The following is a 13,460-nucleotide window of genomic DNA, read 5'->3' as shown; positions in this document are numbered from 1 at the left end:
CCAGAATGGCTGAGACCGACACGATCGATCGCGCGAAGTCGCGCAAGGTGCAGGTGGCGAGCCTGCCGCCGGCCGACAGCGGCCGCGGCCTTGCCCGCCTCCCCGAAGCACTGATGGAAGCGCTCGGCCTCAGTGAGGGCGACGTCATCGAAATCACCGGCAAGCGAACCACTGCCGCTCGCGCGATCCGTCCTTATGGCGAGGATGCCGGGATCGACATCATTCGGCTGGACGGGCTTCAGCGCGCCAACGCCGGCGTCGGCTCGGCGGACTTTGTCGAAGTCAGGAAGGCGACCTCAAAGGCGGCTACCCGCGTCGTGTTCGCCCCGGCGCAGCCCAACATCCGGCTCCAGGGGTCCGCCGATGCGCTGAAGCGCACCTTTGCCGGGCGGCCGCTGGTCGAGGGCGACACCGTCGCGACCGCTGGCCACCAGCGCGTCAACGCGGACATGCCCGAGCACATCCGCCAGATGCTCAATGCGCCGGCCTTCGCGCTCCAGGAACTGAAGCTCGTGGTGGTTTCGACGGCGCCCAAGGGCATCGTCCACATCGATGCCAAGACCGCAGTCGAGCTCCTGCCCGAATATAGCGCCAAGGAAGGCGAACGCCGCGCCGACGTCACCTATGACGATCTCGGCGGCATGCGCGATACGATCGACGCCCTGCGCGAGATGGTTGAGCTGCCGCTTCGCCACCCGGAGCTATTCCAACGGCTCGGCGTCGACCCGCCCAAGGGCGTGCTTCTTCACGGCCCGCCCGGCACCGGGAAGACCTTGCTTGCGCGCGCGGTCGCGAACGAAAGCTCGGCGAACTTCTTCCACATCGCCGGCCCCGAGATCATGGGCTCGGCTTATGGCGAGAGCGAGCGGAGGCTGCGCGAAATCTTCGAGCAGGCCGCGCAGGCGGCCCCGTCGATCATCTTCATCGACGAGATCGATTCGATCGCGCCCAAACGTGGCCAGGTAACGGGCGAGGCTGAAAAACGCCTGGTCGCCCAGCTGCTCACCCTGCTCGACGGGATGGAGCCACGGCAGAACACCGTGGTCATCGCCGCGACCAATCGCCCCGAGGCGATCGATGAGGCGCTCCGCCGTCCGGGCCGGTTCGACCGCGAGATCGTGGTCGGCGTTCCCGACCAGCCGGGCCGCCGCGAAGTGCTCGGCATCCACACCCGCGGCATGCCGCTTGCGCAGGACGTTAACCTCGATGATCTGGCGCGCCGAACCTACGGCTTCGTAGGCGCCGACATCGCAGCGCTGTGCCGCGAGGCGGCACTCGAGGCGGTGCGCCGAATCATGCCGAAGCTCGACCTCAGCGAGGATGTGATTCCGCCAGAAATTCTCGATGCGCTCACGGTCGAGCTCAAGGACTTCGAGAATGCCCTGAAGCGGGTCCAGCCTTCCGCCATGCGCGAAGTGATGGTCGAAGCGCCGACCATCACCTGGGACGACATCGGTGGCCTGGATGCGGCGCGCGATCGCCTCAAGGAAGGCGTCGAGCTACCTCTAAAGCACCCCGAGGCGTTCCGGAGGCTCGGCATCCGGCCAGCCAAGGGCTTCCTGCTGTACGGTCCTCCGGGCACCGGCAAGACCTTGCTGGCCAAGGCCGCGGCGCGCGAGTCCGAAGCCAATTTCATCGCGACCAAGTCCTCGGACCTGCTCAGCAAATGGTATGGGGAGAGCGAGCAGCAGATCGCGCGGCTGTTCAATCGCGCCCGCCAGGTCGCGCCGACGATCATCTTCATCGATGAGCTCGACAGCCTGGTACCCGCGCGCGGCGGCGGCTTGGGGGAGCCGCAGGTGACGGAGCGCGTGGTCAACACGATCCTGTCGGAAATGGACGGGCTCGAGGAACTGCAGAATGTCGTCGTGATCGGCGCTACCAACCGCCCGACCCTGATCGACCCGGCGCTTCTTCGGCCCGGGCGCTTCGATGAGCTGATCTATGTCGGCACACCCGACACCGCCGGGCGGCGACGGATCCTTGCGATCCACACCCGGAACATGCCGCTGGCCGACGATGTCGACCTCGAAAAGATCGCGCAGCGCACCGAGCGCTTTACCGGCGCCGACCTTGAAGACTTAACGCGTCGTGCCGGCCTCACGGCGCTTCGCCGCGGGCTCGACGCCGGCAAGGTCACGATGGAAGACTTCGAGGTGGCGCTTGGCGAAACACGCGCCTCCGTCACCACCGAGATGCTCGAGGAATATGATCGCATCCAGGAAACGCTGAAGAGTGAGGCGACGCGGCCGATGGGCGGGATCGGTTTCGTTCTGCCGGGAATGCTTCGGCCCAAGGCAGGCGGAAAGGAATAGCGCGAAGCGCATTCCGCTCGTCGTTCGGAACCTTGCCAACGGGCGGTGCATTTGCCAACGCTCCGCCCCTTCGCCGTTACTGGAGCTTCCATGTCGACTTCACCCGCGCGCACGCTGAAAGGTTCCCGCCGACTTCAGCGCCGTCGCGACCGCCGCTCGAAGAGCCCGCAATGGCAGTTCCTTCGCGGCTTTTTGAAGAACCCGGTGATGGTCGGCTCGATCATTCCGTCGAGCAAGGTGCTGATCGAGAAGATGCTCGGGCCGGTCGATTGGGCCACGACGAAGGTGTTCGTCGAATACGGTCCCGGCGTGGGCACCTTTACCCGGCCCCTGCTCGATAAACTGGGCGACGATGCGACCCTGGTGACGATCGACACCAACGCCGACTTCACCCGCTATCTGAAAGAATCGATCGACGATCCGCGCCTGCTCGCGGTTACGGGATCGGCAGCCGACGTCGAGCAAATCTTGCTCGAGCGCGGCCTCGGCTCAGCCGATTACGTCCTGTCGGGCCTGCCTTTTTCGACACTACCACCAGGCGTAGGGGACGCCATCGCCGAAGCGACGGCTAAAGTGATTCGGCCGGGCGGTGCGTTCCTGGTCTACCAGTTCAGCCCCAAGGTGCTCGATTTCATCAAGCCGCACTTCGCGCCGATCAAGCGCGGGTTCGAATGGGTCAACGTCCCACCGGCCACCTTGTTTTGGGCCTATAAGGGCGAACCCAAGGCCTAGACGCGGAAATTGAGCCGCCGGGTTACGGTGTAGTCCATCACGTTGACAAGGAAGTGGGATATCGCCCACTTCACCCTCCGCCACGCGTTCGCACGCCGCTTGTGCAACGCCGGTGAAATCCACCTGCAGTCCTCGAGCTCACGCTCAAAATATTTCCGCATGGCGTCAGCAAAGCCCGCGTCCTTGATTCGCAACATCACCTCAAGGTTGATGTAGAAGCTACGGTAATCGAAGTTGGATGAGCCGATGTGCACAATGTCGTCCACGATCGCCATCTTGGTATGCAGCTTGGCCGGCTGATATTCATAGATCTTCACATTGCGGCGGAGCAGCCGGCTGTAGCTGTGCCGAGCCGCCGCGATCGTCGCATTATTGTCGGACTTGGCGGCCGTGACGACACGCGCCTCGCCGCGCCTGCCGACCCGGCCGATGCGGCGGAGCATGGCGCCGGGCGGCGCAAAATAAGCAAAGATCATGTCGAGCCGCTTGGCCCGGTTCATGTCGCGGCCAATGCTTCGCCACCAACTATTGCGCATGCTCATCGGGCCGCTGAACTTCCACTGCAGCAAGCCCTGCCATTCGCTATATTCGCCGACCATCCGGCGCAGCGAACTCAGCCGCGCCCCTTTGCGCTTGGACCAGCGGAAGATCATGTCGAAATAACGGCTGGCCATCGCCACCTCCGGACCCTCGATCAGCACCCACAGGTCGCGCCAATGCTGGGCGCCGGTGTCAGTCAGGTAGGTCTCATCGATGTTTGCGCCGCCGAGGATCGCAACCTGGTCGTCCGCGGTGACCAATTTCTGGTGATTGCGGAGCAGGTAGCGCCGCCCGTAGCTTGGGTTGAATACGCAATATTCGCCTCCGACTTCGGCGAGGTCAGCAAAAAATTTGGGCGGGGCATCTGACCCGAAGCCGTCTACCAGCAGCTTGACCTCCACCCCGCGCCGGGCCGCCGCGAGCAAGGCGTCGTGGACCGCGCTTCCCGCATGGTCGGGGTTGAACATGTACATCAGCATTCTGAAGCTTTGCCGGGCGCCCCCGATAAGCCCGAGGAGCGCGTCGAGCCGGGCTTCGCCCGTTTCGATGACGGTCAGGCGATTGCCGGCGATCTCCGCGGTGATCGGCGGGTGAGTGACCGGCTCTGCGGGATGATCCGCCATCGGGTCTGCTTTCCTTGACTTTTCGCGGCCCTGCAAGCTATTGCGCCGGCCTTCCTGAAATCCCACATTCTTGAAACAGAATGGCTTTGCGGAGCGATCAATGGCGCGCGTTACGGTTGAAGATTGCGTAGATAAGATCCCGAACAGGTTCGATCTCGTCCTGCTCGCGGCTCAGCGTGCGCGCCAGATTTCGGGCGGCGCGGACCTCACCATCGATCGCGACCGCGATAAGAACCCGGTCGTCGCCCTGCGCGAGATCGCCGAAGTGATGGTGAAGCCCAAGGAGCTCGAGGAAGCCGTCGTCACCAACCTGCAGAAGGTTCGCGTCGACGAGGAAGACGAGACCGAAGAGCTGGCGTCGCTGAGCGATGCCGCCGAGGCGCTGCGCCTGACCGCGGCCGCCCCGCCGCGTCCGACCCCGTCGGGCGGCGACTACGAATAATCGTCTAGCCTGACCTTTGGGCCGGCGTTACAGCTGGCCCATGGTTCCCTTTTCGTTCGCAGGCGAAACATTCTTCGCGGCGGCCGGCGGCGCGCTGTTCTGGCGCGATCGTGGGGCGCTGCTGGTCGCCGACCTTCACCTCGAAAAGGCAAGCTGGTTCGCGCGGCTGGGCCAGTTCCTGCCACCCTATGATTCACACGCGACGCTCAGCGCACTGGCCGCGGTCATCGCGGAGACAGGCGCTTCAAGTCTCTATTGTCTGGGTGACAGCTTTCACGACCGCTTCGGTTGCGACCGGCTGCCCGTCAATGCGCGCGCCCTGCTCAAGGAGCTGACGGGACGCATCGACTGGACTTGGATCGTCGGCAACCACGATCCCGGGTTCGCCGACCATTGCGGCGGGCGGATCGCAGATGAGGCCGAAGTTGGCGGGATCATCCTTCGCCACGAGGCCGTGCCGGGCGAGACCCAACCGGAAATGTCGGGCCACTATCACCCCAAGCTCAGAGTTAGCGTGCGCGGCCGCCGCGTCTCCCGGCGGTGCTTCGTAGTTTCGTCCTCGAAGGTCATCATGCCCGCGTTCGGATCGCTGACCGGCGGGCTCGACGCCCATCACCCGGAGATCATCCGTTCGGTCGGCACCAATGCCGCCGCGCTGGTCCCGGTATCGGACCGCCTGCTGCGTTTTCCGCTGGCCGCTTAGTCGCCGCCGCGAACCTCGATCGCCATCGCGCCGGTCGCCGACAGGAGCAGGCGCGCGGTGGCAGCTCTGCGCTTGCCAAAGGTCGCGGCCTGAAGCTCATTGCGCGCTGCGTGACGGTCAAACCGAAAGCCCTGCGCTTCCGCGGCCGCTTTCAGCCGATCGAGATGTTCGTCGAGGTTGGAAATTCCCTCTTCGGGGTCGAAGCGCATCGTCTCTTCAAGATCGGCCATTGCTTCTATTCATTGTCGGCTATTCGACGAAGGGCAAGCCCTCGATTGCACCCAGACGCGCCGGTTCCTACACCAATGCACATGACCATGAAGAACTCGCTCATCGCCGCTGCCATGCTCGCCATCGTGCCCGCCGCGTCTTCCGCCCAGCCGATCGATCCGAAGGTCCAGACCAGGATCGACCGTATCCTCAAGCAAACGCCGCTAATCGACGGCCACAACGATATCGCCGAGCAGCTTGCCGAGAATTACAAACGCGATATCAGCGGCCTTGCCAGCGGCACCGACCAGCGCCAGCCGCATCCTCTGATGACGGATATGGCGCGGCTCCATCAGGGCCGCGTCGGCGGGCAGTTCTGGTCGGTCTACATCAACGGTGCGATCACAGGCGACGCAGCGATCCGCGAGACGATCGAGGAAATCGACACTATCCGCCGAATGATCGACGCTTATCCCAAAGACCTGGAGCTCGCGCGCACAGCCAACGACGTGGTGCGCATACACAAAGCTGGACGCATTGCCTCCATGATGGGGATTGAGGGCGGGCGGCAGATCGGCGGTTCGCTGGCTGCGCTTCGGCAATTCTACAACCTCGGCGCGCGCTACATGACCCTAAGTCATAACCAGACTACCGAATGGGCCGACAGCGCGACCGACGACCCCAAATATGACGGGCTAAATCCTTTCGGCGTCCAGGTGGTGCATGAGATGAACCGCATCGGCATGCTGGTCGACCTCAGCCACGTGTCGCCGGCCACGATGAAGGACGCGATCGCCGCGAGCCGCGCGCCGGTGATCTTCTCACACTCGTCGGCCCGGGCGCTGGTCGACCACCCTCGCAACGTCCCCGACGATGTGCTCCAGTTGCTGTCCGCGAATGGCGGCGTAGTGATGGTCAACTTCGTCCCCAACTTCATCTCCGACGCTATGTGGAAATGGGGCGCGGAGAAGGACGCCGAGGAGGCTCGGCTCAAGTCCTTTCACCGCAACAGCACGGCCGAGGTCGAGGCTGGCGTTAAGGCGTGGGTTGCAGCACATCCCCATCCGGTCGTGACGATCGCTACGGTCGCTGACAATATCGAGCATATTGCGAAGATCGCGGGGTACGACCACGTGGGTATCGGCGGTGATCTCGACGGTATCGACGACACCGTCGAGGGCCTCAGCGGCGTCGAAGACTATCCCAGCCTATTCGCCGAGCTGATCCGGCGCGGCTGGAGCGACCAGAATCTCGCCAAGCTCGCGGGCGGCAATGTGCTTCGCGCTCTTCGCCAGGCCGAGGCCGTGTCGGCCTCGATGAAGGATGAGCCTGCCGCCATGTCGCCGGTCGACGAAGCGCCCGCCGGATGACCGATCAACCGCTGCGGGCCGCGATCATCCCGGTGACACCGCTCCAGCAGAATTGCACATTGCTGTGGTGCACTGCGACCATGCGCGGCGCTTTCGTCGATCCAGGCGGCGACCTCCCGCGGCTGAAGGCTGCCGCGGAGCAAGCGGGCGTCACGATCGAGAAGATCCTGTTGACGCATGGCCACATCGACCATTGCGGCCAGGCCGGTATCCTGGCCGAGGAGCTGGGCGTGCCGATCGAAGGGCCGCACGAGGACGACCTGTTCTGGATCGAAAAGCTCGGCAGCGAAGGACCTAAATACGGCATCGCCGGGCGCCCGTTCGATCCCGACCGGTGGCTCGAAGACGGCGACCAAGTCACTGTGGGTGAGCTTACCTTCGACGTCCGTCACTGCCCCGGCCACACGCCCGGCCATATCGTCTTCCACCACGCGGAATCGAAGTTGGCTTTGGTCGGGGACGTGCTGTTCAAGGGCTCGATCGGCCGCTGGGACTTCCCGCGCGGGGATCATCAGCAGTTGGTTACCTCCATCACCAGCCGGCTATGGCCAATGGGCGACGATACGGCCTTCGTGCCGGGTCACGGGCCGATGTCGACCTTCGGCCACGAGCGCCAGACCAACCCGCTGGTCGGTGACGCGGTGCTAGCAGCCTGACTTGCAACAGCGGCTCACTTCGCTATAGGAGCCGCTGTTCGCGACGATCCAGCCGCCGCCCGTGGGGGAAGCCCCGTGAGATGAGGCGCAGATCGTCGCAATTTTTATTGATTTTAAAGGTGCCGCAATGGCTGTCCCGAAGAGAAAAACCTCGCCGTCGAAGCGGAACATGCGCCGCAGCCATCATGCGCTGACGCCGACCAAGTTCCAGGAATGCCCGAATTGCGGAGAGCTTAAGCTGCCGCACAACATGTGCGCGGCTTGCGGTCATTATAACGGCCGCGAAATCGTCTCGACCGAGTCCTAAGTCGAAAGCCCTCACAGTGGACGAGGGCCCACGCATCGCGATCGACGCAATGGGGGGCGACACCGGCCCTGTCGCCATGATTGCGGGCGCTTCGCGCGCGTTGCGCAAGGATCCGTCGCTGCGCTTCACCTTCTATGGTGATGAAGAGCGGGTTCGAGCCGAGCTCGATGGCCACGTGAACCTGCGTTCGCACCTCAGCATCGTTCACTCTCCCGAGGCGATTGCCTCGAGCGAGAAGCCGAGCCAGGCGATCCGCCGGGCGCGGACTACGTCGATGGGCATGGCGATCAATGCGGTGAAGGAAGGTCGCGCCGATGCCGCGTTGTCGGGCGGCAACACCGGCGCCCTGATGGCCATGTCCAAGCTCGCCCTGCGCACGATGCCCGGGATCGACCGGCCCGCGCTGGCCGCGTTGCTCCCGACGCTTGGCGATACGGACATGATCATGCTCGATCTGGGCGCGAACACCGAGTGCGATGCACAGAATTTGGTCCAGTTCGCGGTGATGGGCGCGGCTTACTCACGCACGGTTCTCGGAATCAGGGAGCCACGCGTGAAGCTCCTCAACATTGGGACCGAGGAACTGAAGGGTACCGACGAGCTCAAGGATGCGGCCGCGCTTCTGCGCGAGGCTGATTACCTGCCGTTCCGCTTCGACGGGTTCACCGAAGGCGACCAGCTGTCGCGCGGCGCGGTCGATGTGGTGGTCACCGACGGCTTCTCCGGGAATATCGCGCTGAAGACCGCAGAAGGTACGGCCCGTTTCGTCACCGACCTGCTTCGGCGCGCGTTCAAGAGCTCGCTTCGGTCGAAGGCCGGATTTGCTTTGTCCAAACCGGCGCTCAACCTGCTCAAGGTCCATCTTGACCCGAACAATCACAATGGCGCCGTCTTCCTCGGCTTGAACGGGCTGGTGGTGAAAAGCCACGGCAGCGCCAACGCCAAGGGTGTCGCCAACGCCATTCACGTCGCCGCGAGCATGGTTCGGCACGGAATCACACGAAAGATCGGCGACGATCTCGACAATTTCCGCGCGCATGCCTTTGCTAACGAGGCGGCGCAGTGAGCCTGCGTTCCGTCGTTCTTGGCGCCGGCAGCGCGCTGCCCGCGCGAAAGGTCACGAACGAGGAACTCGCGCGCACTGTCGACACGTCTGACGAATGGATCGTCGAGCGTACGGGCATCCGCAGCCGCTACGTGGCTGGCGACGGTGAGACCACCGCGACGCTCGCGACTGAAGCGTCGCGCAGGGCACTGGAACATGCCGGCGTCGATGCGACCGACATCGACCTGATCGTGCTGGCCACCGCTACCCCCGACCAGACCTTCCCCTCCTCGGCGACGAAGGTCCAGGCCGCGCTTGGCATCAAGGATTGCGTTGCCTTCGATGTGCACGCGGTGTGCACGGGGTTCCTTTACGCACTGTCCGTTGCCGATTCGATGTTGCGCGGCGGGAATGCAAAGAAGGCGCTCGTGATCGGTGCGGAGACTTTCAGCCGCATCCTTGATTGGGAAGACCGCGCGACTTGCGTCTTGTTCGGCGACGGCGCCGGCGCACTGGTGCTCGGCGCGGAAGAAACCGAAAGCGGAATCCTGGCGACGAAGCTTCACGCCGATGGGCGCCACAACGACCTGCTGTTTGTAGACGGCGGGCCATCGACCACCGGGACGGTCGGCAAGGTCCGGATGAAGGGCCGCGAGGTCTTCCGCCATGCGGTCGTCAATCTTGCTGAAGTCCTGAATGAAGTGCTCGACGCCGCGGGGCTCACGTCGGCAGAGGTCGATTGGGTTGTCCCGCATCAGGCCAACGCCAGAATCCTTGATGCGACCGCGCGGAAATTGGGGCTTCCTGCCGAAAAGGTGGTCGTCACGGTCGACCAGCACGCGAACACTTCGGCAGCATCGGTGCCTCTGGCGTTCGACACGGCGGTCAAGGATGGCCGGATCAAGCGCGGCGACATTGTCGTGCTGGAAGCGATGGGTGGAGGATTTACTTGGGGCGCAGCTGCGCTCAGGTATTGAAAAAATTGGAATATCCGGCGATTGTCGAATTGCCGACAAGCCCGAATTCCGTTACGAAAGTGTAATTGAATCGACGGGGGCACGTCGTTTTAAGGGCGGGAGAATATCATGGCCGACCTCGGCATCGCGCGGCTCAACAGTGACGCTGACGCAAACGGGACACTGACGCGGGCGGACCTCGCCGACGTTGTCCACCGCAGGCTCGGCCTGTCACGCGCGGAGTCGGCGGGCGTGGTCGAGCGCGTGCTCCATCACATGTGCCATGCGCTGTCCGTCGGCCAAAACGTGAAGATCTCGGGCTTCGGCACCTTCATCCTTCGCGACAAGGGCCAGCGGGTCGGGCGCAATCCCAAGACCGGTATCGAAGTGCCGATCGCTCCGCGGCGCGTGATGACCTTCCGCGCCAGCCAAATCATGCGCGACCGGATCGCAAAGGGCTGAACCCGGAGTGGCGGCCGGAGACAAAGACCCGGGCGCGCTAAAGACGATCGGTGAATTGTCGGAGGAGTTGGGCGTTGCCCAGCATATCCTTCGCTATTGGGAAACGCGCTTTCCGCAGCTCAAACCGATGCAGCGGGCCGGCAATCGCCGATATTATCGCCCCGCCGACGTGGACCTCGCGCGTCGGATCCACCGCCTGCTCGACCAGGAAGGCTATACGGTCCGGGGCGTCCAGAAGCTATTGCGCGACAAGGAAGCGCAGACCGTAGTAGTCGCGCACGCGGTCCATGAGGTGGCTAGTCCGTCGCCCGTGATGGCCGAAATGCCGGAGCCGCAGCCGCCTTCCGTCGATGTCTTCCGGCTAATCAGCCTGCGCAACCGTCTCGCTGACGCCATCGACCCTTAGTTCGCCACTTCCCGACACAGCTGAGCGGTCCTGAACGCGCTGGATTGCGACGTCGAGCGGGACGCGGTGGATCGGAACGCCGGATGGAAAAGCTTTCAAAAGCCGCGTCGGCATGGCCGCCGACATGATCACGAAGGTTCCGCAATCGCCCTGCCGCCGGATCAGCCGGCCGAACGCCTGTGCTAGGCGGGCGCGGACCACGCGGTCGTCGTAGGCGCTGCCGCCACCGGCCATGCGCCGGGCTGCGTGAAGCACGGTCGGCCGGGGCCACGGTACCCGCTCCATCACGACCAGCCGCAACGATTCGCCAGGCACGTCGACTCCGTCGCGAAGCGCGTCGGTGCCGAGCAGCGAGGCGCGCGGATCATCCCTGAAGATATCCACCAAGGTGCCCGCATCGATCGGATCGACATGCTGCGCGAGCAGCGGCAAGCCCTCCCGCGCAAGCCGGTCCGCAATCCGGGCATGAACCGACTTCAGCCGCTGGATCGCAGTGAATAGCCCCAGCGTACCGCCGCGGGCGGCTTCGATCAGGCGCGCATAGCCCCCCGCAAGCGAGGCAATGTCGCCTTGCTTGACATCGGTGACGATCAGCACCTCCGAGCAAGAAGCGTAATCAAACGGGCTTTCTGCTTCGAAATGCCGGACCGCTCCCGGCACATGGAGAGCTCCGGTGCGCTCCTCGGCCGCAGGCCATTCCTCACCGCCGCGTAGGGTCGCGGAGGTCACGAGCACGCCATCCGCGGGCGCCATCACCACACCTGCCAGCGGTTTGGTCGGGTCCAGCCAGCGACGATGAATGGCGATGTCATATTCGCGCCCGTCGATCCGATCGACCGCAAGCCAGTCGACGAATTCGGGGTCCGCCTCGCCGCCTATCCTTCCAAGCAATGCGATCCATGCAGCGAGCGTTTCGCGCCGCCAGGTCAGCCCGCGAATCGCGCCTTCGACCCGCGCCCGAGCCTGCGAATCGAGCCAGTCCGGCGCGTCCTCGAGAACCGCCTCGAGCCGGCGCGCGAGCGCTGAGAGCGGCTTGTGCAGGCTTTCCAGAATCTCAGCGGCGGCTGCGGCGGAAGACACCAATGCGCCGTCGGGCTCGGCAAGCTCGGTCTCAAGCCCGTAGCCGGCTTCCTGCGCCTTGGCCCGCGCGTAGACGGTGCCCCGAACCTCTGCGAGCAAGGCTTCGACCGGCCCGAAGGGCGATCCTTCGACCAGCCGCTGCAGCCAGCCGTCCGACGGAAGTGCTTTCGCCGCCTCGACCGCCGCGTCGAGCGCAAAGGCGCCTTCTTCGTCGTAGGACGCAACATCCATGAGGCGCGCGGCGAGACCGCGCCGGCGGCCGCGCGATCGGCCCTCGGGCCCGACGATCCAGCGCCGCATCTCGATCGCTTCTTGCCCGCCGAACGCGACGGCAAAGGTCGAATCGGCCGCGTCAAACAGGTGATGGCCCTCGTCGAACAGGATCCGGCCGGGCGCATCTTCGCGGGCGCGGGCGGCATTGACCATCACGAGCGCGTGATTGGCGATGACAATATCGGCATCCCGGCTCGCTCGCTCGGCGCGCTCGATGAAGCAGCGCCTGTAATGGGGACAACCCGCGTAGACGCACTCGCCGCGACGGTCGCTGAGCGCGGCTGCACCGGCTCTCCGGAACAGGCTCGGCAGCCAGCCGGGGAGATCTCCGCCGACCATGTCGCCATCCTTAGTGTACGCCGCCCAGCGCCCGACCAACTGGGCCAATATCGCGGCGCGCCCGGCGAATGCGCCCTGCAGCGCATCCTCAAGATTGAGCAGACACAGATAGTTTTCGCGTCCCTTGCGAACGACGATCCGTCGGGCGCGCTCTTGCGGGTCGGCAAACAGCTTTGGCCCTTCCGCATCGAGCTGCCGCTGGAGCGCCTTGGTAAAGGTGGAAACCCAGACGGTTCCGCCCGACTGGTCGGCCCAGAGCGATGCCGGCGCGAGGTAGGCGAGCGTCTTGCCAATCCCGGTCCCGGCTTCCGCAAGCAGCAGGTTGGGGACGGCCTTTGCGGGCTTCGGATGGAAGACCTGGGTGACGGCTTCCGCCATCGCCTTTTGGCCCTCGCGGGGCTCGACCCGACCGGTCAGCCGGTCAAGCGTGGTTCTCGCGTCTGCCGGGTCGACGAGCACCGTTCGCGGAGGCGGCCGTTCGCCGCCTTCCTCCCATTGTTGCAGGCGGGAAAACAGCATGCGCTCGCCCCGCTCCGGCCGCTCAAGCCGCGCGCCGACCAGGCTCGCCCAACCCCAGCCCAAGCGGTGCAAGGTCGCGTTCGACGTCCATGCGCCTTCGCGCTCGCCCCATTCGCCATCGCCCAACACAGCCAGCAGGCGCTCTGCGATCTCGCGCAGGCGCCCGGCGGCATCGATTTCCGCCGCGGGCGGGGCCAAAGCCAGCGCTCTGCACAACCCGGCCACCGTCGGCACCGCGAATCGGGCTGGATGGAGAAACGCGAATAACTCGAGTAGATCGAGGCCGCTCAACTCGGGATAACCGAGCCTTTGGCCCACCAATGGCGCGTTAAGGAGGATGTGCGGCGTTTCCGCGGCACGTGCGATCGCCTCCCCTCGCGTGGCCTCGCGAACCTCCCCATCGCCGCTAGCCAGCCAGATTCCCGCGTGGGTCGCATGCAACGTCGGAAGGGTCAGCGAGGGCATCGCCGGACCTTAAGCCA

The 13,460-nt window shown here is 64.7% G+C and carries 14 protein-coding genes; 11 read left to right on the top strand and 3 right to left on the bottom strand.

Going from position 1 to position 13,460, the window contains the following annotated elements; all coding sequences use genetic code 11:
* Positions 1-5: 5 nt before the first annotated feature.
* Entirely contained in the window at positions 6-2,315 is a 2,310-nt protein-coding gene (locus AC4K8G_RS09445) for a CDC48 family AAA ATPase (RefSeq protein WP_491733895.1), read from the top strand.
* Between the two features lie 90 nt (positions 2,316-2,405).
* Complete coding sequence (locus AC4K8G_RS09440; RefSeq protein ID WP_491733894.1) at positions 2,406-3,047, top strand: class I SAM-dependent methyltransferase; 642 nt, start codon at positions 2,406-2,408, stop codon at positions 3,045-3,047.
* Here AC4K8G_RS09440 and AC4K8G_RS09435 read toward each other — a convergent pair.
* Positions 3,044-4,210 carry a phospholipase D-like domain-containing protein gene (locus AC4K8G_RS09435; protein WP_491733893.1) on the bottom strand — a complete coding sequence of 389 codons (1,167 nt, stop codon included), beginning with the start codon at positions 4,208-4,210 and terminating at the stop codon, positions 3,044-3,046. The two genes, AC4K8G_RS09440 and AC4K8G_RS09435, sit on opposite strands and share 4 nt — an antisense overlap.
* Before the next feature lie 100 nt (positions 4,211-4,310).
* On the opposite strand from AC4K8G_RS09435, the gene rpoZ reads away from it, so the two are divergent.
* Together rpoZ and pdeM are read left to right on the top strand one after the other, a co-directional pair.
* A complete protein-coding gene (gene rpoZ, locus AC4K8G_RS09430; protein WP_491733892.1) occupies positions 4,311-4,652 on the top strand; it encodes a DNA-directed RNA polymerase subunit omega in 342 nt (113 codons plus the stop codon).
* Between the two features lie 40 nt (positions 4,653-4,692).
* The gene (gene pdeM, locus AC4K8G_RS09425) at positions 4,693-5,355 is read left to right on the top strand and encodes a ligase-associated DNA damage response endonuclease PdeM (protein ID WP_491733891.1); all 663 of its coding nucleotides are present in this window, start codon (positions 4,693-4,695) and stop codon (positions 5,353-5,355) included.
* Here pdeM and AC4K8G_RS09420 read toward each other — a convergent pair.
* Complete coding sequence (locus AC4K8G_RS09420) at positions 5,352-5,585, bottom strand: aminotransferase class IV (protein WP_491733890.1); 234 nt, start codon at positions 5,583-5,585, stop codon at positions 5,352-5,354. The genes pdeM and AC4K8G_RS09420 overlap by 4 nt on opposite strands.
* A gap of 81 nt (positions 5,586-5,666) precedes the next feature.
* Between AC4K8G_RS09420 and AC4K8G_RS09415 the strand changes: the two genes are divergently transcribed.
* The 7 genes from AC4K8G_RS09415 to AC4K8G_RS09385 all read left to right on the top strand — a co-directional run bounded on the left by AC4K8G_RS09415 (position 5,667) and on the right by AC4K8G_RS09385 (position 10,767).
* A complete protein-coding gene (locus tag AC4K8G_RS09415) occupies positions 5,667-6,935 on the top strand; it encodes a dipeptidase (RefSeq protein WP_491733889.1) in 1,269 nt (422 codons plus the stop codon).
* Positions 6,932-7,591 (top strand): MBL fold metallo-hydrolase, encoded by a 660-nt coding sequence (locus tag AC4K8G_RS09410; protein ID WP_491733888.1) that lies wholly within the window; start codon positions 6,932-6,934, stop codon positions 7,589-7,591. Before AC4K8G_RS09415 ends, AC4K8G_RS09410 begins: the two co-directional genes overlap by 4 nt.
* A 127-nt stretch (positions 7,592-7,718) precedes the next feature.
* Positions 7,719-7,898: a 50S ribosomal protein L32 gene (rpmF, locus tag AC4K8G_RS09405; protein ID WP_491733887.1), complete on the top strand. Its 180-nt coding sequence runs from the start codon at positions 7,719-7,721 to the stop codon at positions 7,896-7,898.
* Positions 7,899-7,914: 16 nt separating this feature from the next.
* Positions 7,915-8,964, top strand: coding sequence for a phosphate acyltransferase PlsX (gene plsX, locus AC4K8G_RS09400; protein WP_491733886.1), 1,050 nt, complete (start codon positions 7,915-7,917; stop codon positions 8,962-8,964).
* Positions 8,961-9,920 carry a beta-ketoacyl-ACP synthase III gene (locus AC4K8G_RS09395; RefSeq protein ID WP_491733885.1) on the top strand — a complete coding sequence of 320 codons (960 nt, stop codon included), beginning with the start codon at positions 8,961-8,963 and terminating at the stop codon, positions 9,918-9,920. Before plsX ends, AC4K8G_RS09395 begins: the two co-directional genes overlap by 4 nt.
* A 108-nt stretch (positions 9,921-10,028) precedes the next feature.
* Positions 10,029-10,361 (top strand): integration host factor subunit alpha, encoded by a 333-nt coding sequence (locus AC4K8G_RS09390; protein WP_491733884.1) that lies wholly within the window; start codon positions 10,029-10,031, stop codon positions 10,359-10,361.
* A gap of 7 nt (positions 10,362-10,368) precedes the next feature.
* Positions 10,369-10,767 carry a MerR family transcriptional regulator gene (locus AC4K8G_RS09385; protein ID WP_491733883.1) on the top strand — a complete coding sequence of 133 codons (399 nt, stop codon included), beginning with the start codon at positions 10,369-10,371 and terminating at the stop codon, positions 10,765-10,767.
* On the opposite strand, the gene AC4K8G_RS09380 is transcribed toward AC4K8G_RS09385, so the two are convergent.
* Entirely contained in the window at positions 10,723-13,443 is a 2,721-nt protein-coding gene (locus AC4K8G_RS09380; RefSeq protein ID WP_491733882.1) for an ATP-dependent DNA helicase, read from the bottom strand. The genes AC4K8G_RS09385 and AC4K8G_RS09380 overlap by 45 nt on opposite strands.
* Positions 13,444-13,460 lie beyond the last annotated feature (17 nt).

Source organism: Sphingomonas sp. SP3 (genome assembly GCF_058514305.1).
The sequence above is the reverse complement of the archived record's forward strand: the minus strand, read 5'-3'. Positions and strand labels throughout refer to the sequence as shown.